This is a genomic window from Streptomyces sp. NRRL F-5650, from assembly GCF_000721365.1.
Lineage (GTDB): Bacteria > Actinomycetota > Actinomycetes > Streptomycetales > Streptomycetaceae > Streptomyces > Streptomyces ardesiacus.
In genome coordinates this window covers 83,710-109,724 of sequence record NZ_JOGV01000005.1, presented here as the reverse complement: position 1 = coordinate 109,724, position 26,015 = coordinate 83,710, and the positions used below count along the sequence as shown (strand labels likewise).

General features: G+C 69.0%; 23 protein-coding genes. 2 read left to right on the top strand and 21 right to left on the bottom strand.

Annotated features, from left to right (window positions below):
- Positions 1–45: 45 nt before the first annotated feature.
- The 3 genes from IG88_RS0107485 to IG88_RS0107475 form a co-directional block, all read right to left on the bottom strand.
- Positions 46–789, bottom strand: a complete 744-nt coding sequence (locus tag IG88_RS0107485) for an aminoglycoside phosphotransferase family protein (protein ID WP_031036386.1) — start codon at positions 787–789, stop codon at positions 46–48.
- A 115-nt stretch (positions 790–904) separates the two neighbouring features.
- Positions 905–1,300: a phosphotransferase gene (locus IG88_RS42385; protein ID WP_107452075.1), complete on the bottom strand. Its 396-nt coding sequence runs from the start codon at positions 1,298–1,300 to the stop codon at positions 905–907.
- A gap of 15 nt (positions 1,301–1,315) precedes the next feature.
- A complete protein-coding gene (locus IG88_RS0107475; RefSeq protein ID WP_234332051.1) occupies positions 1,316–1,945 on the bottom strand; it encodes a coenzyme F420-0:L-glutamate ligase in 630 nt (209 codons plus the stop codon).
- A gap of 130 nt (positions 1,946–2,075) precedes the next feature.
- Between IG88_RS0107475 and IG88_RS43725 the strand changes: the two genes are divergently transcribed.
- Positions 2,076–2,396, top strand: coding sequence for a hypothetical protein (locus tag IG88_RS43725; protein ID WP_199807428.1), 321 nt, complete (start codon positions 2,076–2,078; stop codon positions 2,394–2,396).
- Here IG88_RS43725 and IG88_RS40930 read toward each other — a convergent pair.
- From IG88_RS40930 to IG88_RS0107435, 7 genes are read right to left on the bottom strand one after another with little or no spacing between them, the layout of a single operon-like run.
- Positions 2,365–2,838 carry a GFA family protein gene (locus tag IG88_RS40930; protein ID WP_078861426.1) on the bottom strand — a complete coding sequence of 158 codons (474 nt, stop codon included), beginning with the start codon at positions 2,836–2,838 and terminating at the stop codon, positions 2,365–2,367. The two genes, IG88_RS43725 and IG88_RS40930, sit on opposite strands and share 32 nt — an antisense overlap.
- Positions 2,839–2,890: 52 nt before the next feature.
- Positions 2,891–3,985: an NUDIX hydrolase gene (locus IG88_RS0107460; protein ID WP_031036376.1), complete on the bottom strand. Its 1,095-nt coding sequence runs from the start codon at positions 3,983–3,985 to the stop codon at positions 2,891–2,893.
- Positions 3,986–4,034: 49 nt separating this feature from the next.
- A complete protein-coding gene (locus tag IG88_RS0107455; protein WP_031036373.1) occupies positions 4,035–4,808 on the bottom strand; it encodes a PIG-L deacetylase family protein in 774 nt (257 codons plus the stop codon).
- A gap of 39 nt (positions 4,809–4,847) precedes the next feature.
- Positions 4,848–5,732: a glycosyltransferase family 2 protein gene (locus tag IG88_RS0107450; RefSeq protein WP_031036372.1), complete on the bottom strand. Its 885-nt coding sequence runs from the start codon at positions 5,730–5,732 to the stop codon at positions 4,848–4,850.
- Between the two features lie 26 nt (positions 5,733–5,758).
- Entirely contained in the window at positions 5,759–6,607 is an 849-nt protein-coding gene (locus IG88_RS0107445) for a hypothetical protein (protein ID WP_234332049.1), read from the bottom strand.
- Between the two features lie 14 nt (positions 6,608–6,621).
- A complete protein-coding gene (gene fxlM / locus IG88_RS0107440; protein WP_031036369.1) occupies positions 6,622–8,997 on the bottom strand; it encodes a methyltransferase, FxLD system in 2,376 nt (791 codons plus the stop codon).
- 33 nt (positions 8,998–9,030) lie between these two features.
- Positions 9,031–9,264: a hypothetical protein gene (locus IG88_RS0107435; protein WP_031036367.1), complete on the bottom strand. Its 234-nt coding sequence runs from the start codon at positions 9,262–9,264 to the stop codon at positions 9,031–9,033.
- 280 nt (positions 9,265–9,544) lie between these two features.
- Here IG88_RS0107435 and IG88_RS0107430 point away from each other — a divergent pair, with 280 nt between their 5' ends.
- On the top strand, positions 9,545–10,435 hold the full coding sequence (locus IG88_RS0107430; RefSeq protein ID WP_031036365.1) for a DUF4231 domain-containing protein: 891 nt from the start codon (positions 9,545–9,547) through the stop codon (positions 10,433–10,435).
- 24 nt (positions 10,436–10,459) lie between these two features.
- On the opposite strand, the gene IG88_RS40925 is transcribed toward IG88_RS0107430, so the two are convergent.
- The 11 genes from IG88_RS40925 to IG88_RS0107375 all read right to left on the bottom strand — a co-directional run bounded on the left by IG88_RS40925 (position 10,460) and on the right by IG88_RS0107375 (position 25,980).
- Positions 10,460–13,828, bottom strand: coding sequence for a toll/interleukin-1 receptor domain-containing protein (locus IG88_RS40925; RefSeq protein WP_158853801.1), 3,369 nt, complete (start codon positions 13,826–13,828; stop codon positions 10,460–10,462).
- 619 nt (positions 13,829–14,447) lie between these two features.
- Complete coding sequence (locus tag IG88_RS0107420) at positions 14,448–14,945, bottom strand: hypothetical protein (protein ID WP_031036364.1); 498 nt, start codon at positions 14,943–14,945, stop codon at positions 14,448–14,450.
- Positions 14,945–17,137, bottom strand: a complete 2,193-nt coding sequence (locus tag IG88_RS0107415) for a hypothetical protein (RefSeq protein ID WP_031036363.1) — start codon at positions 17,135–17,137, stop codon at positions 14,945–14,947. The genes IG88_RS0107420 and IG88_RS0107415 overlap by 1 nt, the downstream gene beginning before the upstream one ends.
- Positions 17,134–18,870, bottom strand: coding sequence for a site-specific integrase (locus IG88_RS0107410; RefSeq protein WP_031036362.1), 1,737 nt, complete (start codon positions 18,868–18,870; stop codon positions 17,134–17,136). Before IG88_RS0107410 ends, IG88_RS0107415 begins: the two co-directional genes overlap by 4 nt.
- The gene (locus IG88_RS0107405; protein ID WP_031036361.1) at positions 18,870–20,321 is read right to left on the bottom strand and encodes a site-specific integrase; all 1,452 of its coding nucleotides are present in this window, start codon (positions 20,319–20,321) and stop codon (positions 18,870–18,872) included. The genes IG88_RS0107410 and IG88_RS0107405 overlap by 1 nt, the downstream gene beginning before the upstream one ends.
- A gap of 88 nt (positions 20,322–20,409) precedes the next feature.
- Positions 20,410–21,552, bottom strand: a complete 1,143-nt coding sequence (locus IG88_RS0107400) for a phosphotransferase (RefSeq protein ID WP_234332048.1) — start codon at positions 21,550–21,552, stop codon at positions 20,410–20,412.
- A complete protein-coding gene (locus tag IG88_RS0107395; protein WP_031036356.1) occupies positions 21,549–22,385 on the bottom strand; it encodes a class I SAM-dependent methyltransferase in 837 nt (278 codons plus the stop codon). The genes IG88_RS0107400 and IG88_RS0107395 overlap by 4 nt, the downstream gene beginning before the upstream one ends.
- On the bottom strand, positions 22,382–23,044 hold the full coding sequence (locus tag IG88_RS44160; protein WP_234332046.1) for an HIT family protein: 663 nt from the start codon (positions 23,042–23,044) through the stop codon (positions 22,382–22,384). Before IG88_RS44160 ends, IG88_RS0107395 begins: the two co-directional genes overlap by 4 nt.
- Positions 23,041–24,252, bottom strand: a complete 1,212-nt coding sequence (locus IG88_RS0107385) for a methyltransferase (RefSeq protein ID WP_063760588.1) — start codon at positions 24,250–24,252, stop codon at positions 23,041–23,043. The genes IG88_RS44160 and IG88_RS0107385 overlap by 4 nt, the downstream gene beginning before the upstream one ends.
- Complete coding sequence (locus tag IG88_RS0107380) at positions 24,242–24,586, bottom strand: hypothetical protein (protein ID WP_031036345.1); 345 nt, start codon at positions 24,584–24,586, stop codon at positions 24,242–24,244. The genes IG88_RS0107385 and IG88_RS0107380 overlap by 11 nt, the downstream gene beginning before the upstream one ends.
- Complete coding sequence (locus IG88_RS0107375) at positions 24,583–25,980, bottom strand: MFS transporter (protein ID WP_031036341.1); 1,398 nt, start codon at positions 25,978–25,980, stop codon at positions 24,583–24,585. The genes IG88_RS0107380 and IG88_RS0107375 overlap by 4 nt, the downstream gene beginning before the upstream one ends.
- Positions 25,981–26,015 lie beyond the last annotated feature (35 nt).

Genomic DNA, 26,015 nt, shown 5'->3' with positions numbered 1-26,015 from the left:
CGTCTATCGCCTCAGCCAGCCCATCAGCGGCTCCTCCGAGGCCCGTCATTTGAGGGCGTCCTCGAACACTTTGCGATGCTCAGCAGTGTGTTCGTGCTCGCGACGGGACCAGGCGATACGATCTGAGATCTGCTGGTCAGTGGCCACGACGGTCATGAAGCCAGCCTGCACCTCTGCCCAGAATCGGACATTGCGGGCTTGCCGTTCAAGCATCGCGTCGACCAGCACAGCACGCTCAGGACCAGCCAGGCCATAGGAGTCGGCAAGCACGCGCACCTGGGTGGCCTGAACGTCCACGGGAGGAGCCCCCGCCTTCGAGGACACACACCACAACCACGACATATAGCCAACATCCTCCAGCGGGCTGCCTGGCGCGGCCATGTCGAAATCGATGAACGCGACCGGCATCTCGTCCTGGAAGACGGCGTTGTTCGGTCCCAAATCGTGGTGGCACACGACCTGATGCTGTCCGGCAAGATCACTGCCCCGGGTGGCATCGTGCATGGCACGGACCAGAGTGCCGGCCGCAGCAACCTGCGCATCGGTCCATGGCCGGAACTTGAGCGGGACCCAGCCAGGCAGAAAGCTGAAGGTATCCCGGCCTGCCTGATCCCGACCGAGATATCGCGGAGCCCCCGTGAATCCTCGGCTCTCCAACAGATCAAGCAAGGAGGCGACGAACGGCGAGGCAGACGAGGTCGGCCTCCGGACCGTGTCACCGATGCGGACGACACCCTCGGTGATGCGGCCACCCCGCAGGGGGACCACTTCGCCAACAATCTCGGACATGCAGCTCGTTCCTTTCTGCTGTGTCAGGCGGCTGCGGACGAGTGATGTCCCACGGGGCCTCGCGAGCGCCGATGCTGCGCAGACCCAGCGCTTGACCCGTGATCGACAGCGGGTCTCATGAGACATGCTGAGCGCGAAGAACACTTCCACGCCATCTAGCCGAGGTCCTCCAGCAAGGAGCCGGGGCCGCGGCGTCGAAGTCGATGAGAGCTGTCGGCACCCCGTCGCGGAAGACGACGTTGGTCGGCCCGGGATCCTCATGACACATCACCGGGAACCGGCCGGCGAGGCATTGATGTACGGCCGCAGGCAATACCTCACTGCCACACGCCGTGCACTGAGAGCGCCACGCCTTCGACCAGCGGGGAAAGCCCTCCAGCCGCCACAGCCCACAACGCCTCGCGACGCTCGCAGGTGGCAGAGTCGTGGGCGGGTGCTGGTCGAGCAGTTGGAGCGGGACGCCATGGCCGGCGAGGTCGCCGGCGATCCAGGGCCGATGACCCGGCGGCACCCGTGATCAGCAGCGTCACGGCCGGTGGTGGAGCATCGCGGTAACTCCCTCATCGCTGGCGTGTGTGTAGGCGATGCCGCGCAGGACGGCGACCGGGGCGCCACGTCCACGCTGCCCGAGGATGATCCCGGCGGCGGCGATGAGGTCGGTGAACGTCTCCTCCTGCCGCTTGCCACCGTGCTCCGTTACTCGAAGGGGGGCAACGCCAGCAGCCCCGATGGAGATGACGGTGGCCCCACGCCGGTCGGCGCGGCCGTCGGAGTCCACGATCACCACGGCGACGGTTACGCCGGTGGCCTTGGTGATCCCGTCGCGCAAACCGCGGGCAGAGGCATCCGGATCGCTGGGCAGCAGCCATGCACCGTCCTGGCCGTCCCGGTCAACGCCCGCTGACGTGAGCTCGAAACCCAGTCGGTGCCGGGCGATGATGGGCCCCCGGTCGCAGGCCAAGAAGTGCGTGACCGACTCATCGAGCACGAGTTGGACCACCTCGGCGGGCTTGCCAGTGCGGGCGGACAGCTCCAGGGCCTCCGCGCTGGGGGTGACGGTGACCAGGTCCACCCGGCGGTTCTCGGAAATCGAGACCGCCTTGCTCGCGACGACGATGATGTCATCGTCGTGAAGGGCGGCCCCCTGGGCCTCCATGACCGTGGTGATGGCCTCGACCAGGTCGTCGCCCGGCTTGATCGCGGGGGAAGGGCTCCAGCGCGAACGCCGCGAACGAGGAAGTGATCATCGAAGTCTCCGTGCACCGGGGGGCTTGATCAGGGTCGGCTTGGTCATCGTCAAGGTTCAGCAGATCGCCCACCACGAGATCGGGATCACGTCGGAGGGCTACGACACCCGCCTCGACGTCGACTTCAGCGTTGATGCGGGCGCGGAGCGCGGACAGGGCGCGGCGGGCGTCGCCCGGAGCCATCAGGGCGGGAAGGTCAGCAGGTTCGGCGAACCCGATTTCCTCGATCTCGACCGGCGCGGGCCGGATTGCCTCGATTTGCGCCTTCACTCCCGGCAACCAGAGCCGGTGGTCAGGGCCGAACAAGGAACGGAGCTCGGCAACGTACTCAGGAATCATGAAGTCCGCCGGGTGACGTGACCGTGTTGTGCTCGGTTTCCAGCACGGGAGTCAGCCAGTGCACGGCGTTGTCGCAGAAGGACGCGTGGATCGGCACGAGGTCTTTGCCACTCGTGTCGTCGAGGGCCGTGACGTTGATGCCAACCTCTGGGATGTCGCTGTCGATCGCCGCGACGCTGCTGCCACAGGTAGGGCAGAAGCCGCGCTTCGCCTGACCGGGGAAGGTTTCAAACCAGGTTGGTTCGCCGCCCTGACCGGTCCAGACGACCGACTCGAACCCCACCCACCACATCACTGGTGTGCCGCCGAGCTTTTGGCAGTGGGGGCAGGCACAGGTGTGGGGGAAGACGGCCGGACCTCGTGCGGTGAAACGGATGCGGCCGCACAGACAGCCGCCGGGACGCCCTTCGTCACTTCCGGTTCCCTCGGCGCCGGCGGCAGGGGTGGTGTGAGAGCTGGCCATGGGGGTTCTCGCTTCGATGTGGGCCCGACCTTCTGGGAACCGGGCAGGACTATCAGAGGGTGAGCGTGCCAGCTGCCGGTTCGGAGACGGGCTGGCGTACGGCTTTGGGGATGCCGAGCCGGATGCGGGCCTGGTGGAGGGCGGCGAGCTGGTCGGCGGCCGGCTCGCCCCAGTCGAAGAGCCCCAGGGTCTGTTCGGGTGTGGCCAGGATGCGGATGTAGGTGCGGCCGGTGGCCGGATCGACGGGCGCAGGCCCCAGGCGGGTAAGGGCGGCGGCGTACCGCAGGCGGGAGCACGTTTCGTCGGGGGCGGAGAGGTGCCCGAGGAAGAGCGGGTTCCCGACCTCGGCTGCGGCCTCCTCGCGGGTCTCCCGGCACAGTGTGAGCACAGGGTTGCCGCGGTCCTGGAGTTCGGGAGTGCCGCCGGGCAGGCAAGCCGCGCCCGTGTCCGGCTCCAGTAGCACCAGCACGCGGCCGTCTGGGGCAAAAAGCCAGCCCCACACCTGGTGTACGGGAAGGTGTTCCGGAGCCGGGCCAGTGTGGAAGGGGAAGTGGTGCCGGAGGCGGGCGGTGCTCAGGACACCGGCCCGGTCTAGGACGGTGGGGGCGATCGGGAGACCGTCCTCCAGCAGGGCGGGACCGGCGGCGTTGATACGGGCGCGCAGCGCGGACAGGGCCCGGCGGGCGTTGTCGGGTGACATCAGCTCGGGCAGTCGGGCGGGTTCGACGAACTCGACCGCCTCGATCTCACCTGCGCGGGGCCGGATGGCGGCGATCTGTTCGTCGTCCCACGTTCCGCCGTCGAAGACGTGCAGGACCTCGCCGGGAAACCGCATGGCGGGGCGCGCGTTGGCGCCGGCGGTGGAGACCCAGTCCACGGCGAGCCCGCGGTTGAGTGCCATCGTGACGCCGAGCTCTTCGTACAGTTCGCGGGCGGCGGCCTGGGCGGGTGACTCGCCCTTGTCTACCGCGCCGCCCGGCAGGAGGCGGGTGTCGCGGTAGCCGACGCGCTCGGTCAGGACCCGGCCGCGCCGGTCGGTGATCACTGCGGACGCTCCAGCCCACACGGCCGCCTCGGCGCGTTGAGCCCCGTACTGCTCGTCGCTGAAGGCGCTCGGAGTTTCGTCAGCGGCAGGTGTGGTGGTCATCGTGGCCTCCAGTTGTGCGGTGCGCGCGGAGAGTGCGGGGGAGTGCCTGTCAGGCGAGGAGCCGGGATGGATCGCCCGCGACGGGGCCGGGGGTGAGCCTGGTGAAGGACTCGGTGCTGATGATCTCGTTGCGTTCGGCTTCGGGCAGGCGGGCGAGGATGCCGGGCAGGGGCCGCTCGCGTGCGACCTCCCCCTGGTGGGCAAGGATGGCCGCCCACTTGGCCCCGGCCCACGGGCTGACGTCGACGGTCGTGGTCACATACGCGTCGGGGACGGTCAGCACGCTCTTCCCGACGCTCTCCAGCAGGGTCCCGAGCTGGCCCGCGCCAGCCTCCGAATGCGTCGCCGCGTACAGCGCCGACGGCTGCCAGGGGGTGCCCGCCTCTGGGTAGAGAGGCTTGAGACCGGCGGCCTCGACGGCGAGCACGGTGATCTGGTGGGTGCGTACGTGGTCGGGGTGGCCGGTCAGCTGGCCGAGAGCGTCGTGAGTGACGACGATCTCGGGGTGGAAAGCCCGGATGTGGGCGACGAGGCGACCGATGGCCTCGTTGAGGGGCGCGTCGACGAGGCGGGACTCAGCGGGAGCGGACTCGGGGTTGCGGGCATCGCCGTAGCCGAGCAGCCGCGGGGGACCGGCGCCCAGGACAGCGAGGCCAGCGGCGAGTTCGGGCGCGCGCCTGCTGTCCTGCGCCCAGGTGGCGGTGACGACACCGGTGCGTGCCCCGGCAGCGTGGTGCTGTGCGAGTACGCCGCCGGCCAGGAGGCTCTCATCGTCCGGGTGCGCGAACACCCCCAGCAGCGAGGGCAGCGGCGGGCTGTTCATGCGAAGGGGTCTCCTCGAAGTGGTGGGCGGGCGGGAGGTTCAAATGACCGGCGGACGTCCGGCGGCGGTGAGCCGGTACACGGTGTGCCAGTTCATCGGGCGCCGCGGCTGCGTACGCCGGGTCGTCCAGCCATCGCGCATCCCGCGCAGCGTTTGGCGCAGTCCGCCGCCGCGTACGGCCCGGGCCAGGGTGATCACAGTCCACGCGCCCAGGTAGAGGGGGACGAACGGGGCAGGAAGGTTGCGGTATGCGATCCAGATCCGGTTGCGGGCGGCGAGCCGGTGGTACAGCGCATGGCGGGCCGGTGTGGTGAGCGGGTGGTGCATACGGATGCCGGCGGCGTACCAGCCGCTCCAGCCTGCCGCATACAGCCGCCAGGCCAGGTCGGAGCCCTCGTGGTACAGGAACAGGCTGCCCTCCCAGCCGCCGACCTTGTCGAAGGCGGCGCGCCGGATCAGGACGACGCCCTCGGTCATCGAAGTGACCCTCCCGGCCCGCCCCGGGTTCGCTGCACGTAGCCGGGGGACCCAGCGGCGCGGGGTGGTCACATCGTCCGGACCGGTCAGCCGGGGTTGCACCCATGCGGCTTCTAGATGCCGCTCGGCCTCGGCGACGAGCCGGGCGAGGACGTCGGGTCGGGGGAAGCGAGCGTCATTGTCCAGGAAGTACAGCCAGTCGGCCGGATCGCCCGCCTCGTGCAGCGCGTCGGCGCCGGCGTTGCGACCGCCGGGGATGCCGATGTTCTCGGGCAGGCACACGGTGAGCGCACCAGGTGGCACGGCCTCGGGCTTGCAGCCGTTGCCGACGACCACCACCCGCACGTCGACGCCGCTCTGGGCAAGGAGTGTGGCCTGCGCGGCTGCTTCCTCCGCAGGGCGGTCGTTCATGGTCAGAACGACGACGTCGACGCGTGGGCGGGACATGGGTTCCTCCAGGCCGTCGGGGCCGGTCAGGGCGTGGGGAGGGGGATGCCGGTGAGGTGCTCGGCCTGGCGGGCGACGAGCGGGGCGAGGTGAGGGTGGACGCCCCGGGAGCACGCCTGGAGGAGTTGTCCGAGGGCGATGAGCTCTCCGGTCCGGCCGGCTTCGGTGGCCAGGACGTGACCGAACTCGCGCCGGATCCGGGCGGCGGTCACCGGCGCGGCCAGCGAGTACGCGTGGAGCAGCCCCACGTCGTAGCCCACGGGCAGCCGACCCCAGTTCTCCCAGTCCAACAGGACCAGGGGCGCTCGCGTCACGTTCGCCCAGTGCAGATCGGCGTGCCCGGTCGTCGTCTCACGGATCCGGATGGGGTCGATGCCGAGGAAGCGGCGGAAGTTCCGGTCGACCCAGTTCTGCCGTACCGATTCCCGGTCGGTGGGCACCGTCGCGAGCGCCCCGAGCGCAGACTTCAGCTCCGACCACCACGAGTCGGGCAGAGCGATGTCCTGGTCGAGCGCGGGAGTGCCGCTGGTGACCGGCTGGACGGACACGTACTCGGTGAGCTCCGCCCGGTAGGCGACGTCTCGGGAGGCCCAGTCGAGAACGCCGCGAAGCCGCGGCCGCGGCACCGCCCGGGGTACGTGCGTGTCAGCGGTCGCCGTTCCCTCCCACAGCCGCCCGCCCGCCTTGCCGGCCTCGGCCGAGACGATGCGCAGCCAGCAGTCCCCGGCCCGGCGCCCCAGAGTGCGGCCCTGCCACCCCCATACCTCCGGCCCCGATGCGGACACCCGGAACTGCTTGGCGGCGGCCGCGTGCGCGCGCCGCATCCGGTCGAGCTCGTCGCGCTCCGCCGGGGCGACGAACACCACCTGTCCCACTGCCGGTTCCACCGTCACACCCCCTCCGCCACAGCGTCGGCCACAGGACGCTCAACGGGCCCTGGCAGCACAACGTCACGCCCCGGCCACCGGAACACGAAGCGGCAGTTCACCTTGTCCAGGACGTCGCCGGCGGGCAGCGCATCGTCGGGCGTGCCGGCCGGGTGGACCGTCAGGACGGGGTCGGCGTGCTCGTCGTTGGCCTCGGCGCGGATGTGCCGGTCCCAGTCCAGCACCGTGGCCACCAGCCGCTCGGCGAGCTCGGGCCCCTGCTCGCCGAAGGCGTACGCGAACCACTCCCACTCCTTGTCTTCCCGTCGGTCGCTGTCCTTGGTCTGGACGTGGATCAGGTAGGCCAGCGAGGCCTCGCCGAGGATCGCGGGGGCGTCGCGGTCCTTCGCGATACCGGTCACCGCCTCGGCGGACTCCTGGTGGGCGGCCAGCCGGCAGAAGCCCGGCACGGTGGTGGCCGCGAACAGTTGAAGGGAGCCGAAGTAGGAGTTCGCAGCCCTCATGGTCACGCCGGTCGCGACCTCGTGCCGCCGCCCGCGCAGCGCCTCCTCCAGGCCCTGAGCGCCGGCGGCGGGGCCGTCGTCGAAGCGCAGGGCCAGCGCTCCGTCGAGCAGGGGGACGACCGGGGCCGGGCGGGCCTGCTGCCCCTGGTCGCGGACGAAGCCGCAGTAGGTGAAACGGCGGGCGTGCAGCACCTCGCCACGCCGCTCAAACTCGATCGCCCGGGTGTAGCCGCCCATCTCCAGCGGCAGGACCAGGCGCCCGCCCTCGGCCAGCTGATCGCGCCACGGCGGACTGATGTCCCAGCAGTTGTAGGTGATCACGCTGCCGTCGAAGCCGCCGCGGGGCACCAGGTGGGCGGGCGCGCCGAGTGCGGCGTCGGCTTCGACGGTGGTGACGCGACCGCTGCCGGCCTCCGTGAGGAAGGCGCGGGTGCGGCGTACGACCCACGGGTCGATGTCGACGCTCACCACGCGCCCGTCGGGCCCGACGACGTGAGCGATCAGCTCGGCGTTGTAGCCACCGGACCCCGCCTCGAACACGATCGCACCCGGCCGAAGACGCAGGCTCTCGAGCATGTCGGCCTGGAGCCAGGCCGCGGACACCGAGCTGATGGCCCTCCCGGTTTCGTCGCGCCGGGTGATGACGGCCCGGTCGCCGCCGTCGTACGCGTCCGCCAGGTTCACTTCCGGGGCGAAACGATGGCGCGGCACCGTGCGCAGCGCGTCGCGGACGGGCTCGGACGGGGCCCAGCCGCCGTCGATCACCGTCTGAGCCATCGCCTGGCGCAGCCGGACGGCTTCGGCCGGCTCACCCGGCACGGGCGGCCGCTCGGCGGCGAGCGGGTAGGACACCACGGGAGGCAGGTCCGGGATGACGCCGGGCCACACGCTGTCGATCGCGAGTGCGGCCGGGACGAAGACGGGGCCGACACAGGCGAGAGCGTGTTGGTCGAAGAACTCCCAGCGGTCAAAGAGCTCCGGCTCCGCGTTGGTCAGGGTCCCCGTCCACGCGGTGATCCGGACGACTGCCGTGAGCCGCGGGATGCCGTGGCTGTCGTCGACCAGCATCGTCACCACGTACGCATCCGCCGGGTCGGCGGCCAGGCCCGTCTCCTCGGCGAGCTCGCGGACCGCCGCGGCGACGAAGCCCTCCGGACCGCGGGACTTGCCGCCGGGCAGTTCGAGCATGCCGCGGCGGGATCGGCCGAGAAGGACCCGGCCGGCGTCGTCGGTGACGACCGCGAGGGCGCCGGTCAGGGCATGGGCGGTGGTCGGCCGCTTCTCGACGGCCCTCGTGTCGGCATGGCAGGGGCCACGCAGGACCAGGACGGCCAGGCCGTCCGCGTCCAGCCGCTCCACCGTCTCCCATCCGGCGGCGAGCACGGCGATCTCGTCCTCGTCCAAGGCGATGCCGCGCCGCTCCTCGGGCGTGGTGGCCGCTACCGGGGTGATGACGACGAGAGCACCGCTGTCCCTCAGTCGCTCACCCAGCCCGTGAAGGACGCGCCCCCTGTCCTGCACGAACGGGTACATCAGGCGGAGCGTGATCAGGTCGTACCCCTCTTCATGCAGCGGGGCGGGGTCGTCGCGCTCGATGTCCATGTGCAGCCAGCGCACGCCCTTGACGTCGGCGTGCTCCTCGCGGGCCCGGGCGAGCGCGCTGTCGGTGAAGTCGCACGCGTCCACGGTGTAGCCGAGGGAGGCGAGGTAGGTGGCCAGCTCGCCGGTGCCGCAGCCCACGTCGAGCGCGCGGCCGCCGCTCTCCGGGGCGGGGGTGTGCTCGGCGAGGAGCTCCCGCTCCCGCTCACCGACCTGCCGGAAGTTCTTGCCGTCGCTGAAGTGCTTCTCCCACTTGTCGCGGGTGGTGTACGTCAACGTGCTGCTCCTCGTACGTAGGCGTGGTGGTGTTCAGGGGCGTTGGGCGGCGCGGAGTCGGGCCAGCGTGCGCCGGCCGCGCTCGACGAGCTCGGGATCGTCGTGGGTTGTGCCGTAGGAGATGCCGGAGACGGAATCCAGGACGGACAGGATCGTGAGGTGAGCCCCTTCGTCCGGGGTGAAGCGGCGGCCGTAGCCGTCCATCACGGCCTGGAAGAGGTCGGGCCGGCCGTGCCAGGCGTCGCAGAGCCGTACGAAGTCCCGCACGGCCGGGCCGTCCTCCGACCGCTTTGTTTCTGCAGAGGCCGTGTCCCCCGCTGGTCGTGTCGCTTTACGAGGCGGCCAACGACGCTGTCAGTGTCGTATTGCAGCAGCGCATCGTGTCGTTATCCTCATCCAGAGCTGTGATGAAGCCCACACTCTACTGGGTGTGCCTCCCCAGTCTCGACGAAAATCCGCCCAACTGCTCTGCTGTGCAGGTCGGTTGCTTCGCCGCAGCTCCTCCCCTCCCTTGGCATGCGTGCGGGGGAACCGTCAGAATCTGAAGGTGACAGGGATCTCAGAGGATGCAGCAGTTTCGTCGGTTTGGGACCAGCAGAGCATCTGGTCTCAGAGTGCGAACCGACTCAAGGCGTCGGTCGAGCGGGCACGTGCGTTGGCATTGGCTCTGGGCATTGCTGCAGCAGCCATGGGGACGGCGGCGTCCCAGATGATGAGCTGGAACTCCCTACTGGGCAAGACACTCGCCTTTGCCGCCGCGGCGGCTGCTGGAGCGGCTCCCCTGGTGGCACAGCGCGGCAGCCCGAATCGGTTGAGCGATTGGACGCGCCTGCGGGCCGTATCCGAGGCGCTCAAGGCCGAGGTGTATACCTATTTGGCGAGAGTTGGTCCTTACCGCACGGCGACGTCGCCGACAGCACTGCTCGCCGAGCGCAGCCGCCGCTACCGTTCCGACGGCATCGACCTGGTGCGTTACACCACCGGGATCACAGCACAGCCGCGATCGGTCCCGGCGGTAGTCGATGCCGGCACCTACGTGGAGTATCGCCTGCGACAGCAGATCGCGACGTACTACCGGCCCAAAGCGGAGGCGATGCATCGCAAGGTCCGGTTCGTCGAACGGATCGAGTTGCTACTGGGGGGCTTCGGTGCGGTGCTCGCTGCTGCCGCGGGTGTCTTTTCCGTGGAGCGGGCGGCAGCGTGGATTGCCGTTATCGCGTCGGTCTCGATCGCGGTAACGGCGCATGCAATCGCTCAGCGGTACGCGTATCAGCAACTTGAGTTCACGCGCACCGCTGAGGAACTGGAACGTCTGCTTGAACGATGGAGCACGACGCCTCATCACTCTGCGGAGTTCGCTGACGCATTCGTCGCCGAGTGTGAAGGTGTCATCTCCGTCCAGAATGAGGCATGGATGATCCGCTGGAACGTGGGGTAAACCGTTCCGTGAGCGGGGCGGCTTTCAGCATGGTGACCTGTAGTGCTCCCTCGGTGCCACGTCTTGCCAATCGGAGTTGCTGGGTGGGCGCGTGAGCATTCCGCACAGAGCCGCCGCCCACGCCGAAGGTTCTACACGGATCCTCGTGATGCCGTTTCCGTCTGCGACGTCGACCCGGGTGGCATCGGGGCTGAAACCGACAGCCACGTCGCGGTGTGTCACGAACAAGTCGGGACCAACCTGTCGTTGACCTGCAACGTCCCACAAGGTTAGAGCCACATCGGAAACATCCCCATCTCCGATCACAACCAGGGTGAGACCGTCGGGACTGAACAGCACACGAGAGGCACCTCCTTCGGGTACGAGGCTTTTCCCGATCTTCTTATGGGTAGTGACGTCCCACAATGTCACGGAGCCACCACCAAAATCGTCATTGTTGTCCTCACCGACTGTCGCGAGGACGCGTCCGTCAGGACTGAGCGCAGCGTTCCCGGCGTTGCGGACTTTGAAGGAGAGCTGGTTTCCAGAGTCAGTATCCCACAAACTGACGGTCTGTTGACGGTCGGTGAGGGCCAGCGTTGCCCCGTCCCCGCTAAGTGCAGCCTGATCAGCGAATCCATTACTGGCGGGATCTGGGCCGTAACTACGGGTCTCACGTCCGGTTGATAGATCCCATTCTGCAACCCTGGATTCCCCCTGTAGCGTGCCGTACAGCTCTTTACTGTCGGGGGAGAAAAGCAGCGTCGGGAGACCGCTCTTCAGGCCGGGCGTGTAGTGCATCTGGGCTACACGATGGCCACTAGGCACCTCGAAGACTTCGACCGGGGAGCGTTGGGCTGCGCCTGCACGTTCGGCCACAGCGAGCAGTGATCCGTCCTCGTTGAACGCCAGGGTCGCGCCTGTCTCGGCAAGGCGGATCGTGCCGGCGAGGCTTCCTGTGCGGCTATCCCGCAGTTGCACCACGGGCTGCTGAGAGTCCGCCGTGGCGAAGGTGTTCGTGCTGGGACTTACGGCGAACGCATTGAATGGGGTCTTGGCCTTGGGGAGGGCGTGGTGCTCGGCGAGCCGTCCGGTAGTCGTGCGTTCCCAAATGACCACTGACCCATCCTTGGTCACGGTTGCAACCCGTTTTCCGTCAGCAGTGGCCGTTTCGCGGTCACCGTCCGTGTCGCTGTACTGGGGCTCGACAGGAGCGTCCGATCGGACGGAGTGGGCAGCTTCCTTTTGGCCGGTCGTGGTCCGCAGCCTCTTGTGTGACTTCAGGTCCCACAGCTCCCAGCGCCTCAGGTCTGGCGAGTGGACTACCGCATGCCGACCATCTTCCATCAGAAGACCGTAGTTCAGCGACATATTCTTGGATGGAATCCAAGGGTGGGAGGATCCTGGCTCATAAACCCTGGCCTCACCTACAAGGTCCGCCGTCTCACCGTAGTTCACCACTACACCGTCATCTGAGGTGTAACCTTCGAAACTCCAGCCCGACGTGGAGATCGTTTGCCGAGTCCGCAGGTCTGGCAACTCGAGCACCTGCACTCTCCCCTCCCTTCCGCAGGTGACGGTCTCCCCTGATGGCGCCATCTCGGCCACATCGCACGAAATGACCTTCAAAGTACGGTGGTTGGGAACGTCCCACACGGCAATCGATGCTCCAGCGCCGAATGATCCTCCAGCCATGAGAATCTCGCCATTTGGGCTCAGACCGCCGCCGCTGTCACCGATTGAACCTGTGCCTCCGGTCCTCGGGACTGAGAAGCTTTCCTTGATTCGCAGATTACCGGTGTCCACTAGGTCGACCTGCTCGCCATGCTGTCCGGTCCGCAACGCCAGAGTCTTACCGTCGGCGGTAAGGGAACGCGCCCCGCCGTCACGCCAACTGAGTAGAGTTCCTTGCAAAGTTCCTCGACTGCGTGCCGTATTCGCATCCCAGATCTGGACGTTGCCGTAATCCCGCTCGATAAAGAGCAGTCCTCCGTCAGGGCTGAAGGACAGCCGCGACACCACACCCTTCTTAGGCGGAATGATGGTGCGTACGTTGTTGAGGTTCGCCAGGTGTGCAGCCAATGCGCTCTGAGCCTCGGCCGTGGACTCCTGGCCGTAGGCGGCCAAAGCCAACTGAACGGCCTTTTCCGGTTCGGTCTTGGACAGACCTAGCGAAGCGGAGGCAAGCTTCCGAGAGAGCGCCGTACGTCGCTGGCTCTCGGCGTCCCCCTGTGCAGATACAACCAGCGAGCTTAGGCCGACCACGGCTGCAGTGACGACGGCAACGCCGGCCCGGAGACGTCTAGCACGCCGCTTGGCCGCGCGCCGACTATCACTGAGATATCGGATCTCTCGCTCGGTCAGACCAATTTCGTGTTCCTCACCCCAAGGATGCTCTTGCCATTTTTCAGCAAGAGCTAGTTCCTCGGCGCGGAGCAACAGACCGTCTTTGCGGCCACTTTCCCACCACTCGTGAGCTAGATTACCCAGGCGTGTGTGGAAGGCATCCCAGCGATGGCGTTGCGTGACGAAGGAAACGATGCGCTGAATGCCTCGGTCGGGATCTTCATCGCTTCCCTCAATCATGTGGAAGCTCTGGTATGAGCGGAGCGGTTCCCAACCATGCTCGTTCATTGCGGCCGTGACGCCCGTGGCCAGGTTCGGGTCGATGATGACAGGCAGAATCCGCTTGTGTAAATCGATTGCCTTCATGCACTCGTCCCGACAGTAAGGGGACCGCAGTGAATCCTCACTCACGAGGAGGATGAAGGCATCGGAAGTTCGGATTCCCTCGTCGATAGCCTGCCGCCACTTCTCGGAGGGCTCGATCGCCTCCCAGTCCACCCAGACGTGGCGCAGCTTGCCTTCTAGACTCTCTCGGATCCCACGGGCGACGGCGCCGTCCTTGCGTGAATAGCTAAGGAACACCTTGCCCGTCGCTTCCGGCAACGGGGCGTCCGCCCGTGGTTCGGAGGAGGCGTCGCTGAACGGGTCCGATGTCGTGCCGAGCCGTGATGCGAGATCCCGGAGGAGGGCCGAGGAGAGAGCTGCCAGCAGTCCGGCGCCGGCGACCAGTCCCACCCAGTACTGCTGATGTTCGTATGTCGGCCCGAACAGGCTGGTGGAGAACTGTGCGTCGAGCAAACGTACTGCGTCTGCAGCTTGCTCCATGCCTGGAGCAACTTCGGCTGTGCCGAACGCAAGTGGGCGGCCCACGGTGCGCAGGACCCAGGCGCCGCCACCCGCGATCACTGCAGCAACGAGGGCGTGTGTAGCGAGAAACCATCCCGAGGTGCGTACAGACCGGTGGCCTCCCCGTCCGACATTTTCCTGCCCGAGGGGAACACCTCCCACGGTTATTTGAATCCCAGCCCACCAGACGGTGCCCACGATGCCGAGGGGCAGGAGCGTCACGGCCTCCCAGAAGTAGAAGCTTCCGGACGGTGCCACAGTGACCTGCCAGGCCAGAGCGACGGCAGTGGCGAACGGCACCGCGAGGGCCTCCGGTCGCAACAGAGGTTGCCAAGCCCAGGAAGCGGCAAGCTTGCCGATTTTCCCGGCCTTCCAGATGGCTATCGGTGATGGACCTGGGAAGTACACAAAGAACGGCACGTACAGCCCTAGGAGTGCAGCTGATGGCCCGAAGAACGGGTAGAAGAGCGCCCAACTGACCAAGCAGGAGGCAAGCCAGGCCGCTGTCCTCTTGATGCCCGGCCGACGCTCCCTTGAAGTCGATTCGTCTGGTGAAGAATGCGCCTGACGCGCCACACCTACCCCCGTGTGCGATCGTCCACCTGCAAGACGATGTGCAGACTACCGAGGGTCGCAACCGGCTGGCGTCATGTCCGGCGGTCTGACCGGTCATCCACACAAGCGGCCAGCATGAGGGGGAACACAGGTGCCACAGCATCTCAGCTGTCCGTCAATGTGGCTGGCTGCTCTGTCGCGCCCGACGTGCCGGGCACGGGAAGCCTCGTCCCGGGCCGACTGCGCCCGGTCTTCGGCGGCCCGGGCTCGGTGACCTGCATGTCTCTCAGCTGCACGACCCGTACGGCGCCGTACCACCGCGGGCGGCAGGCAGTTGGCGGATGTTGCCGAGGGCGGCTGCCTGTTCCCGGAGCCGCGTGATCTTGTCGTGCTGGGCAGCGAGTTGCGAGATAGCGGCGGTCTTGAACTCGGTGAGGTCGGCTACGACGTCGTCCTGCTTGGCGACGCGATCCTTGAGCTCAGCGACCTGGGCCTTGAGCCGTTCGATCTGCGCCGCCCGTGGGTCGACGGTCTCGCCGGCCTGCCGCAGAGCCGTAAGGCGCCGCTCGAACTCCTCGGCAAGGTGTTGGTAGGGGCCCGGCCGGGTGCTGCCGTCCCGGTTCTTCTTTGGGTAGAAGCCGGTCCGGGTGACGCCGGACTCCAGGGCCAGGGTCTTGAGATCGCATTTGCCGCCCGGCGGGAGTTCCCCGCGCAGCAGCCGGTCCATGGCCGCTCGGATGGCGTCCTCGTTGCGCGCGCGGCCGCTGTCGCTGATCCGCCCCATCAGATCGCGTCCTTCCAGGCCGCACGTGCGGCGGCTTGGTCGATCTCGGCGAGAACCCGCTCGGCGCGGGCCACGCTCGCTTCCAGCCGGGTCCGCTCGGTCTTCTGCCGGCGGCTGAGACTGCCGATGAACACCTTCGCGGTCTCCCGCGATTCCTCCCACACCGGGCGGTGGCACGGATGGTGCGTCGCCTGCGGGCAGCGGGCGGAGTCACACATCCCGGCGAGCGGCCGGTCGGCGTCCGGGGTGCCGGCCAGTCGCAGGCACAGCGCCTTGGCCGGGTCGATGAACCAGCAGTAGTTCGCCGTGCCCAGGTGGAGGGTGCGGGCCCGAGTCGAGAGCATGGAGACGATCTCCAGGTCGTTGTCGACGCGCTGGGGCGCGAGCTCGGCGAGCTCGTGGAGCCGTCCGTCGACGCTGGTGAAGAGACTGATCAGATCGCGGGCGCCGGGGCCGGACGGCATGATCCCGCGCTGATAGTCGCGGTAGACGTCTGTCAGAATGCCGATGTTGCGTTCTTCCTCGAGCTCGTTGATCTCGGCGAGGAACTTCGCCTGAGCGCCGCCCGGCCGCGCCGCGTACCCCTCCGTAGTGACTACAGACAGGTGCTTGAGCTGCAGTTTTGCCGCGAGGAGGCCGCCGGGACGATACGCGATCTCCACGGCGAGGGTGCGCCGGAGGGCCCGTGGCGTCACCGCCCCCTCCGGGATGGGGGCCAGGCCCAGCCGCTGCCCTGCCGGCCCGTTCACCCAGGTTTTGAAGTTCTGGTACGTCGTGTCACAGAAGACCGGATGGAACAGCGAGGTGCCGGGCGCCGCGTCCAGGCCGAGGAGCTGCTCGGCCACCTCGATCGCTTCGTAGACCTCCCGGGTCACCACCCACTCGTCCCGGACGCCGCCGAGCGGTTGGCCCTTGATGAGCTTGCCCGTGAGCCGGTAGCGGAACAGGCCAGGAGCGATCTCCTGGGGCGGCTGACGGCACCCGACGACCAGTTCACCCAACTCGCAGTGGCGCATCCCGGCGAGCGCGGCCACCGCCAGGCCGCAGGCCGTGGCCAGGTATCCGACCAGAAACTTCAGCTCAACCGAGAACAGCGGTTCCGTCCAGGCGACGTGTCCCTGCCCGTTGGCTCGCTCCACCTTGGCTGCGTTGCGGCCGTAGGGAGCGCAGACCCCGACGAGGGCAAGGGCCCGCTCCAGGTCGGGACGGAGATCCGGAAGCCAGTCACCCCGAAACTGCCGGGTCCCGCACTCCCGAGCGAGAGCACTGAGAGAAACAGCGGCCAGGGGGTCGTTCTCCTCGCGCAGTCCGCGAACATGGGCATCCTTCACTGCGGCCGGTGTCATCAGTTCCAGAGGTTCTCCGGCTTCAACCCGGCGCTCCAGATTGCTCAGGAATGCCCCGTGTCCGGGGTGCTTGGTGGCGCTGAGGCTGCGGTCCGCGGCCTGACGCTTCCGCTTGGCCTCGGCTTCGCGCAGGATGTGCGGAGCCAGGGTCTGGATCATGTACAGCACGGCGGCGAGCAGAGGCTGCTGGACTTCGGACGCCAGCGGCTGCACCTTGTTCGCGCCGCCCAATTCCGCCGTCCGACCGGAGCCCCCAGCGGCACTCGCGCCGTCGAAGGGGCGAAGATCGTCTCGGAACTTCTGCCCGCTGAACAACTCGCGGTATTGCGCGAGTCCGATCACCGCGCCCATCGCGACGGCTCTGGTCGAAGCGGAGTCGGCGACCACCTCACCGTCATTGCCGAGCTTCTCGCCTCGGAAGTCCACGTACGCGGTGCAGTGGTAGTTGGTGACCTGGTCCAGATCGGTGACGCCCTGCTCCGTGAGCCACCTGAACCACCGTATGAGCTCGGACAGTTTGCCGTGGCAAGTTGTCAGCGTCTGAACGGTGCGTTCGGCATGGGCGAGGTCACGGACAGCGTCGTGACGCGGCGCCATCAGCGCCGCGATGTACTCCTTCGCGGTCAGCCTCCAGCCCCTGTTGACGATCGGCGTGAAGTCGAGGGCGCGCTGGTTGGGCCGCAGATAGGCCGGCAGCCCGATCACCGCGTCGAAGGGCCACCGATCCTCGTCGAAGTAGGGTCCCGTCATGCCCAGCGGCAGAGCGAAGCCGAACAGAGGGCACAGCTCGGCGCCGGCGAAGGGCGAGACGACGCGCCTCGGCCTGGGGTTCAGTGGCGGCATCATGCAGTGCGCTCCTCGGGGTACACGGGGATCTCGTCGTCGGTGTCGGTGATCACCGTGGCCATGCGCGCAAGCTCGGCCGGATCGTAGGAGGTGAGGATCTGCTCGATCCGGTGCGCGTACGGACCGAACACGGCCATGAACTGTGCGGCTGGCATCTGCTGCCATTGCCGTGCGAAGAACGCCTTCATCCGCAGCAGGTTGGCGGCGTGCCTCGGCGCGAACAGGGAGAGAGGGCACAGCAGGCACACCCACGGGCGGGCCGGGCACGGCTTGCCTTTCGGACCATGCAGTCCCGCGAGCGGGTCCGCGCACGCGGCGACGAACACGTCCCGCTGTCCGCCGACCAGTTCGGCGATGGCCGCGTCGTCCAGGCCGAGCCGGGAGACGAGCACGGGCAGGTTGTCGGCCAGTTCCGCCAGGTCGTCGTCGCTTAGCACGGTCGGCGGGAGCGCCTTACGCAGAAGATCGCCTTGGGCCTCCTCCACGATCGCCTCCAGCGCATCCTTCTGTGCGGGGGTCGCGGCCGTGAGGTAGTGGTCGCCCTCGACCTGTGGGCTGTGGTTCGGGTCGATCCGCCCGCGCCCGCTGCCGAACCAGTTCTTGCGGTCCCGGTGGGACTCGAACGAGGTCCGGATGCTGTGCCGGTGGATGCGCAGCGGCTTGCCGTCAGTGCCCTTCAACCCCGTCCGTCTCACCCATCGCTGGATGGAGTCATGGCGCGACGGGCCGGTCCACCAGACCCCGACACGGGTGTAATCGTGGCGCAGCCACAACTCCGAGGCTTCGGTCTGGGCAGCGAAGCGGCGCGAGACGGCGGAATGCTCAAGCCATCGTTCCACCAGCCTCACGGCCCGCGGGGACAGCGTCACGCTCTCCTCGGCCGTCCGGCCCTTGAGGTAGTTCACCAGCATCGCCGCGTCTCCGGCCCACTCCAGGTCCTCAACACCGAGATCGGCGATGCCGTCGGGGACGATGCCGGTGTACGCGCCGAACAGCAGCTGGTAGGCGATCACCACCGATGGGGAGGGGAACAGAGCAGTACAGGCACGCTGCGCGTCACCGCCGCGGCCCATACGGAAATAGGCCATCGTCGGCGTCCACCCGACCCGTTGCCCCAGACTGACCGCGTTTTCCGGGCCATGGCGGACCATCCACCAGCACAGATTCTCGTGTGACCAGCCGTGATGGTAGGGGTCCCTTCCCCTCTCGGCCGCGGCGCGAGCCTGCCCGAACTGCGACCATGCTCCCCGGATCTCTGCCCGGCACACCTCCTGCAGCCTGCTCCAGACCGTCTCGTCGTAGGGCAGCAGCGGCTTGGAGTCCCGTCGGCGCTTCTGGTTGTACGCCCGTCCGGCCACCAGTTCGCGGACCTCGGGACGCAGCGCGTGGGTGTCCTGGTCGAACGACGCGAGCATGCGCCGGATCATCGACTCGTGAGCGGCTCCGGTCACCCACAGCTGCTCGAGGAGGGCAGGACGGGTGAGCTCCGCAGCGCCGCCGACATGCCCGCGTTTGGCCATCGCCGCGGCGAACAGGCGAGTCGCCCGCACGAACTCCCGGACAGTCGTCTCCGCGTCCACCTGGCCGTGTGGATGTATCAGTCCGATCAACCCGCCTGCCATGTCGCGCACCAGCTGCGGGTTCTCCTGCTCGGACAGCTCCACCGTCGCGGTCGTGCCCTTGGTGAACCAGCAGACCAGCCGAGCGGGCTCCTCCATCAGCCGAGCGGCCATCAGACGAGCACCGCCTCGTCCTCGAACTCCTCATCCGCCTCGGCCTCGGCGATCAAGCCGAACTCATGCCCGGCGCGTTCATACGCCTCGCGGTAGATCCGGGTCATGTCCAGACGGCGTAGGTACGCTTCCGTGGTGACGACACTGGTGTGTCCAAGAAGGTCACGCAGCACCATCATCGGGTCCGCCTTACTCAGGTACAGAGCCAGCGCCGCATCCGTGTCGGTCGCGTGGACCATGCGGGCCGCCTCCACGAAGTGGCCGCTGACCAGCCACTCCAACGTCCTGATCGCAAAAGTGTGACGGAGCCGATGCGGGGCGGTGTGAGGGAAGCGGGGCTCGAAACGCTCCCGGATCCGGGCTGACGTCCGCTCGAAGACCGTGGCCCAGGCGGTGAAGGGAGCCCCGCTCGCCTGCACCCCCAGCAGCATCGATCCGCCATCGGGCGCTACCAGGCGCCGCCGCTCGGATGGCGTCAGCGCCGCCCACTTCACCCGGGTGCCGTTCACCCGACCGCCCCGGGCATCGGCCTCGCTCACCACCAGCGGCTCACCCCACCGGGCCGGCGGCTGCCAGCGCGAACCGGCCCTGGCCAAGGGGCGAACCGTCGCCATGTACCGGTGTAGGCGAGCCAGACTGCTGTAGGACGTCCACGTCGTGCGGAACTTGCGCCCCTTCGTCACGCCCTCGGGGACAGGGAAGGAGATCGGCAGCGCGGTTGGCTTCGGCGGAAGCGGGGGAACCTCCACGTCCAGCAGGTACGTGAACTCCTGCGACCGCAGCCCCGAGGAGAGCACGAAGTCACCCATCGCGGCGTTACGCGTAAGTGTCCGTCCGCGGTACGAGGTATCAGGCGATCCATCCGGGCGGAGCCCCGCCAGGCCCCGGACGAAGATCTCCGCGAAGTCGGACTCGAAGTAGCGGATCGTGACATGGCGCTTCGGAGTACGTCGGCGGGCCTGGTTGACTCGGTGGGTCCGCACCTGGTCCCCGTACATCGAGACGGCTTCCTTGTAGGTGAACGGCAGCGCAGGCGCGTAACTCTCCTGGTCCGCCCATGTGTAGAAGCGCGACAGGATGCTCATCTGCTGATTCCACGTGCTGGCCGCGAGCCGGCGCTTCAGCGGACCGCACGACCTGTCGACCGCATACAGACTCAGCGCGTCCTTCAGCCGGGCACGCTCATCGAAGACGCCGATCCCCAAGGTCGCAAGGAACTCGCACCACTCCCGCAGCGTCCGCCCGTAGAACTCCCAGGAGTTGGGCGCCGGGACACCATCCAGGGGCAGCCACCGCAACCAGGTATTGATCGCGACCGTGTTGCGCACGCCGCGCTCATCCTCGAAGAGAAGGTCGTCATCGACGAGGACCGGCATGCGGTCGGGTATCACGGGTCGGCCGCTGAGCCCCCACGACTTCCAGCCCTTCGAGCTGAAGAAGATCATTTGCATGGCTGGGACGGTACGTGGGGGACAGCAGAGACTGCAAAGCACAAATACAGGTCAGGGCCTCACCCGTTCCGGCTATGAGACATGACCACTAAGCGGAGACAAACCGCTCGAAGTCGATCACGTAGAGAGCACCGGTGGTCTCGTCCCAGCGCAGGTTGCGGAGCTGGAAGTCACCATGCGTGGGCACCGCCTCCAAGGGGGCCAGGCCGGCGGCCTTCTCGGCGGTGGCGCGGATGAACTTCTCGTCGCCGGGAGCGAGGTGGGGCAGGGCGCCCGCGAGGTGGCGTTCCAGCTTCCCCAGCGGCAGACCATCGGCGGTCGGCCGGGGCGGGGCGCTGTGGTGGATGGCCGCCGCGAGTTGCCCGATGCGGTGGAAGATCAGGCGCTGCTGCTCCGGCGGGTGGAGGACACCGTGCAGGGTTTGGCCACCCACTGCGGTGAGCACGACAGCCCGCAGTGTGAGGTCGGCGGCCACCAGCCGGGGTGCGGCCGCCCCGAGGCCGGGGACCCAGCTGCGAAGGGCATCCACTTCACGACGGTGGAACCGGTCGTTCTGGTGGATCTTGACGTACCACTCGCCGCCCTCGGCGCCGGCCGCCCGCCACACGCGGCTCTCCTCCCGCGCCCAGGACACGTCCGTCCACGCGGTGATCCGGCCGACCGCCTGCTCGGCGAACGCGCGCACCGCCTCGTCCGGGACCGCGCCGCGAGCGGCGGGTCCAGGGAGGAGGACCAGCCGGTCGACGGACCGGTTGTAGGCGATCGGGTCGCCGGGCTCCTGGAAGTGCACGGCCATCTGTGCGCCGGCCCGGTAGGCGTCCAACCCGGCGCGGCAGTACGCCACCATCGGCTCCGGCAGGGCGTCGAAGGAGAACCACCCCATGGCGTCACACACATGAGGCTCCATGACCTCCGGGGTGCCCTCCCACCGATCCACCACGAAGAACACCCCGATCCGGGCGCCGCCGGCAGGGGCCCGGTGGTGCACAGTGACAGCCGCCCGGACATCGGCCCGGTCGATGATGACACCGGCCTCCTCCCGGGCCTCACGCACCAGGGCGGTGACCATGTCCTCCCACGGTCCGTCCAGATGCCCGGACACGAGATGCCAGCAGCCAGCCGCGTACACGTTGCCGGCCCGCCGGGACAGCAGCACTTGTGGGCCCTGATCTCCGTCACGGACGGCGAGTAGATGCACGTCCACCGGCACGGTGTGCCGCCCGCCGCTCACGCCTTGCCTCCCGGACGTCGGGCCAGCAGCACGGTGAACACCGCGTCCTCGACGAGGCCGCCGCGCTCGCTGTGCCGCTCCAGCAGCTCCAGGGCTTCGTCTTCGAAGAGGGCGTGACGGTCGCCGAAGAGGTCCGGGCGGGCGAAGCTCGTGCTGCGCAGGTAGCCGAGGACTTGAGCCGGCGTCCAGACACGGCGGACAGGGAATCGGCGCTCGGTGACCTGGCTGAACGGCGAGGCGGCGAGGTTGTCCTCGTACCGGCGGCCCGGTCCGGCATACACGCCGGCGGTGCCCGCGCGGCGCTCCTCGCCCAGGTAAGACTGGATGAGCTGCTTGAGCGCGGCCGTCCAGTCCGCCCGGTAGGTCCACAGGCTGCCGTCCCCCATGATCGCCACCGTGGCTGCGGGAGCGGTGACACGGTCGGCCATCTTCAGGACGGCGGACCGGTCCATCCAGTGGAAGGACCGTGCGCAGGTGACCAGGTCCGCCCGGTTGCCGTCGAACGGGGGCGTGAAGGCCTCGGCCGCCACCGGGTGGAAGCGAGATGGACGGCCTCCCAGCAGGGGTTCGAGAGCAGCGGCGGCCTGGCGGAGCATGTCCTGGTCCGGGTCGACCAGGTCTACGCGGTCGATCCGGGGAACGGCCGGGAGCAGGGCGGCAGGCACCTGACCTGTGCCGGAGCCGAGGTCGAGGAGGGCCGGCCGGTCGGCGTCCCGCATGGTGTCGGCGAGGAGCGAGACGACCTCCGGCGGGATGCCGGGACGGTGGCGGGCGTAGTCCGCCGCCGCCGACGTGAACAGGTCCGAGGGCTCGTTGGGCGGTGGGGTGGTCACGCGTCCTCCATCAGGGTCCGCAGCGCAGCAGCGTCGGCCTGCAGCTGTGCCTCGTCCTGGCGCCCGTTGTCGAGTACGTCCCAGGGCAGCGGCCCGCCCGGCGCCGGGTCGGTGTCACCGGCGTACCGAGGGCAGATGTGGCTGTGCAGATGGGGTACGACGTTCCCGAGGGTGGAGAAGTTCAGCTTCACGGGCTCGTAGAAGGCCGTCAGGGCTCTGCCGAGGGCGAGGGTGTCGCGCCAGTAGGCGGCGGCGTCGGCTTCGGACAGGTCGGTGGGCTCGGCCACGTGCGGGGCACCGCGGTGGATGAGCACGCAGTAGCCGCGCAGGCGTCCGCTGCGCCACAGGTAGGCGTTGGCCACTGCACCGCGGCGGAGCAGGAGGCCCCAGCCGATGTCGTCCGCGGCGTAGTCGTTCGCGCACATGGGGCATCCGTCCCCGGCGCGGTGGCGCAGGAAGGTCTCGGGCCAGCTGGCCGGCACGGCGGGGCTGACGGCTTGGGGGTGAACAGGGCGTGGTGGCTGGGACACCCGTAACTCCTTGTCGGTGTGCGGCTGGTGTGCCAGTGGGGGGGAGGGCCTGAGCAGGTTGGCCACCCCCGCCTGGTCCGTGGGGTCCGGGGCATGCAGTTCGACGGCGATCCCAGGAAGTGTGGTCATGGCGCCTGCCGGGGCACGGCGGCGAGCGGAGGAAGCGTCCAGGCCAGGGCCTTCGGGCCCACGCCGGAGGTGACGTGCTGGGCCCCGGCGCTGTCGCGGAGGTCGACCCGGTACTGCTCGGGCCGTCCGGCCTGCTCCCAGCGCGCGTGGAGGTTCTCAAGTTCAGCCCAGACGTCACGCGGCCCATGGACTCGGACGGTGCCGTCGCCAGGGCCGGCCACGGCCCAGGAGTCGTTCTCGGGCGCGACGATGGTCATCGTCTCGGCCTGGAAGTCCCGGACCAGACCGGGGGCGAGGTAGGCGGCGGTGAGCCAGTATCCGTACGCCTCGTCCGGTGGCGGCGTGAGCCGCGTGGACCGTGCCGTGCCGGGGGCGGCCTTGATGCGGGCGCGGTGGTCCAGGGCGTTGAGCCACCGGTAGCCGAGCAAGGGCCGGTACCCGCGCGGCCGGCCCCGCAGGACCGCCTCGACCGTTCCGGCCGCGGTGCGGGTGACGAGGAGCTGTCCCGGCCAGCTCGGCGTACGGGTCACGAGTGTCGTGAGCAGCCGGCCGCCCGGCGCGAGCTGCTCCACCCACGGCACCGGGACACACGGCACGCCGATGCCGGAGTGGATCAGGTCGTACGGCGCCCGGGCCTCGTGCCCGTCGAGCGCGTCGCCCTCGATCAACTCCGCACCGACGCCGAGCCGGTCCAGGTTCCGCTGGGCGAAGGCCGCCATGTGTCCGTCCCGCTCCACGCCGGTGGCGAGTCCGGGGCCGGTGATGGCGGCGGCGAGTGCGAGGGAGACGCCGGGGCCCGGCCCGAGCTCCAGATACCGCTGCCCGGAGCCGAGTCCCAGAGCTTGGAGGGCTTCGACCGTGGCGGGGGTGTAGGTGGACATGGACGTCATGTGCCCTCCGGTGACCGGCCCGCGGGCGAGTGCGTCGAGGGGCTCGCCGTCGCGCTGGAGGAGGATCGACTCGTCGCTGTGGATCAGGTCGAGCCACTCCTTCTGGTCGTCGGGGTGGGAGCCGTCGAGGAGGCGCCAGTCGATCGGGTCCGCGCCCGGGCCGCTGACTCGGACGTACGCGTGCGGGAGCAGAACCTCGCGCGGCAGGCGAAGCAGCGCGTCACGCAGCAGCGAGTCGGTGAGGACGCCCTCGGCCGCGAGCCGGTCGACCATGCCGGCCCGCCGTCGGCTTGCCGCTTCGTGGAGGTCAAGAGGCATGAACGGGGCCCTTCGCGGGAGTGGAAGTAGCAGAGGGCATGTTGGTCAGGCGGCGGACCGGAGATGGCCACGGCGGTCCAGCCGGCACGAGGCAGAAGACCGTCCCGGCGATCAGCGCGGCCTGCACGGAGAAGACGACGACGCTGGCGCCGACCACCAGCCCGGCGGCCTGCCGCAGGTTGGTCTCCAGCCAGACAGCGGTCTGCGGCGCGCAGGTTCGCCGGTCGGGAGGGGACAACTGTTGGCGGAGGGACCGCTGTGTCGTACCCGCGGCGGCCGCCGGCCCCAGCGCGACGGCGGACGGCATCCCCGCCGTCTTCGGCTCCGTGTTCACATGGCATCTCCTCCGGGCGAGCGGTCGTGACGGGCACCTTCCGTAGACGCGGGGGGCGTGGGCACGGCCGCAGGGGCCGCCCGCAGTACGGGCGACGGCGGTGCGGGCTCGCCGCCTGTCCCCGGCGCGGAAGGCGGCTGGTCCGGCATGTGCAGCAGGGTGCGCAGCGGAGAGCGGGCGAGGACTACGAGCGGGACGACCAGCAGGAAGGTTCCGACGGTCAAGGCGGGCCGCACGCCGATCCACGTCCCCAGCCCGCCGGCGAGGAGCGCGGCCGCCGGGCGGGCGCCGGACGTCAGCCAGGTGCTCACGGCCTGCATCCGCGCCTGCATCCCGGCCGTGGTGACGATCTGCCGAATGGATCTTTGCGTGGTGCCAGCGGCGCCGGCGCATGCGAGCTGCAGGAAGAGCGCCGCCCCGATCGTGATCTGCCAGGCAAGGCCGGGGGAGGCGAGCAGCAGCGGGAGCTGGGTGAGCGGGGTGATTGCGAGCGTGGTCAGCATCATCGGCCCCGGCCCGTACCGGCGGGCCAACGCCGGTGCGGTGAGCGCTCCGGCGGCCGCGCCCAGCGCGCCGAGGCCCAGCACCACTCCGAAGACGGTCGCGCTCATCGCCAGTGACCTCAACAGGTAGAGGGCCCAGAGGGTGTTGAGCAGCCCGAGGGCGAACGACGTCGTGGCGTTGACCAGGGTCAGGGTCCACAGCCGGTCATCGCCGCGCACGTACCGCAGACCATCGCCGATCTCACCGCGCAGCCGGCGGATCTCCGGGCGGGCGCGGGCGGGTTCGGCGGTCTGGATGCGGGCGGTGCACACGGCGCTGATCAGGCAGGAGGCGACGTCGCCGAGCAGGGCCCGGGCGGGCCCGAGGAGCGCGGTCAGCGCGGCGCCGAGGTGGCTTCCGGCGGTCGCGGCGACCGCGAACAGTGCGCCGACCCGGCTGTTGCTCCGCGGGATCAAGGACCGGTCGACGAGGCTGGGCAGCAGGCTGATGGCCGCCGCGTCGTGGAGCACGCTCGCCGCCCCCTGCACCACGGCGACGATCATGAGCTGCGTGAGGGTGAGGGTGCCCAGCGCGGCCGAGACCGGGACGGTGGCGAGCACCGTCGCGCTCACCAGGTCACCCAAGATCATTTGCCGTCGCTTGGAGTGCCGGTCGGCGAGCGCGCCGGCGTGCAGGGCGAGCACCGCGGGAGGGAGCTGTCCGAGGAACGCCAGCCAGGCGACCTGGGCGGTGCTCGCGTCCAGGTGGAGCACGGCCAGCACCGGCAGCGCCATCTGCGTGATCGAGCTGCCGGTCACGCTCGCAGCCTGGCCGGTCAGGTACCGGCGGAAGTCCCGGTGCTGCCACAGCGAGGTGCCGGCGGCGGAGAGGGGCTCAGTGCAAGGCGGCACAGGGCACCTCCCTCGGCTCCGCCGGGAGCCCCCGC

Excerpts from the sequence above, each read along its gene's own strand:
- IG88_RS0107455 (WP_031036373.1), bottom strand. The coding sequence starts at position 4,808 with ATGAACAGCCCGCCGCTGCCCTCGCTGCTGGGGGTGTTCGCGCACCCG.
- IG88_RS0107415 (WP_031036363.1), bottom strand. The coding sequence starts at position 17,137 with ATGATGCCGCCACTGAACCCCAGGCCGAGGCGCGTCGTCTCGCCCTTC.
- IG88_RS40930 (WP_078861426.1), bottom strand. The coding sequence starts at position 2,838 with ATGGCCAGCTCTCACACCACCCCTGCCGCCGGCGCCGAGGGAACCGGA.
- IG88_RS0107410 (WP_031036362.1), bottom strand. The coding sequence starts at position 18,870 with ATGGCCGCTCGGCTGATGGAGGAGCCCGCTCGGCTGGTCTGCTGGTTC.
- IG88_RS0107405 (WP_031036361.1), bottom strand. The coding sequence starts at position 20,321 with ATGCAAATGATCTTCTTCAGCTCGAAGGGCTGGAAGTCGTGGGGGCTC.
- IG88_RS0107385 (WP_063760588.1), bottom strand. The coding sequence starts at position 24,252 with ATGCCTCTTGACCTCCACGAAGCGGCAAGCCGACGGCGGGCCGGCATG.
- IG88_RS0107485 (WP_031036386.1), bottom strand. The coding sequence starts at position 789 with ATGTCCGAGATTGTTGGCGAAGTGGTCCCCCTGCGGGGTGGCCGCATC.
- IG88_RS0107475 (WP_234332051.1), bottom strand. The coding sequence starts at position 1,945 with ATGGAGGCCCAGGGGGCCGCCCTTCACGACGATGACATCATCGTCGTC.
- IG88_RS0107460 (WP_031036376.1), bottom strand. The coding sequence starts at position 3,985 with ATGACCACCACACCTGCCGCTGACGAAACTCCGAGCGCCTTCAGCGAC.
- IG88_RS0107420 (WP_031036364.1), bottom strand. The coding sequence starts at position 14,945 with ATGGGGCGGATCAGCGACAGCGGCCGCGCGCGCAACGAGGACGCCATC.
- IG88_RS44160 (WP_234332046.1), bottom strand. The coding sequence starts at position 23,044 with ATGACCACACTTCCTGGGATCGCCGTCGAACTGCATGCCCCGGACCCC.
- IG88_RS0107450 (WP_031036372.1), bottom strand. The coding sequence starts at position 5,732 with ATGTCCCGCCCACGCGTCGACGTCGTCGTTCTGACCATGAACGACCGC.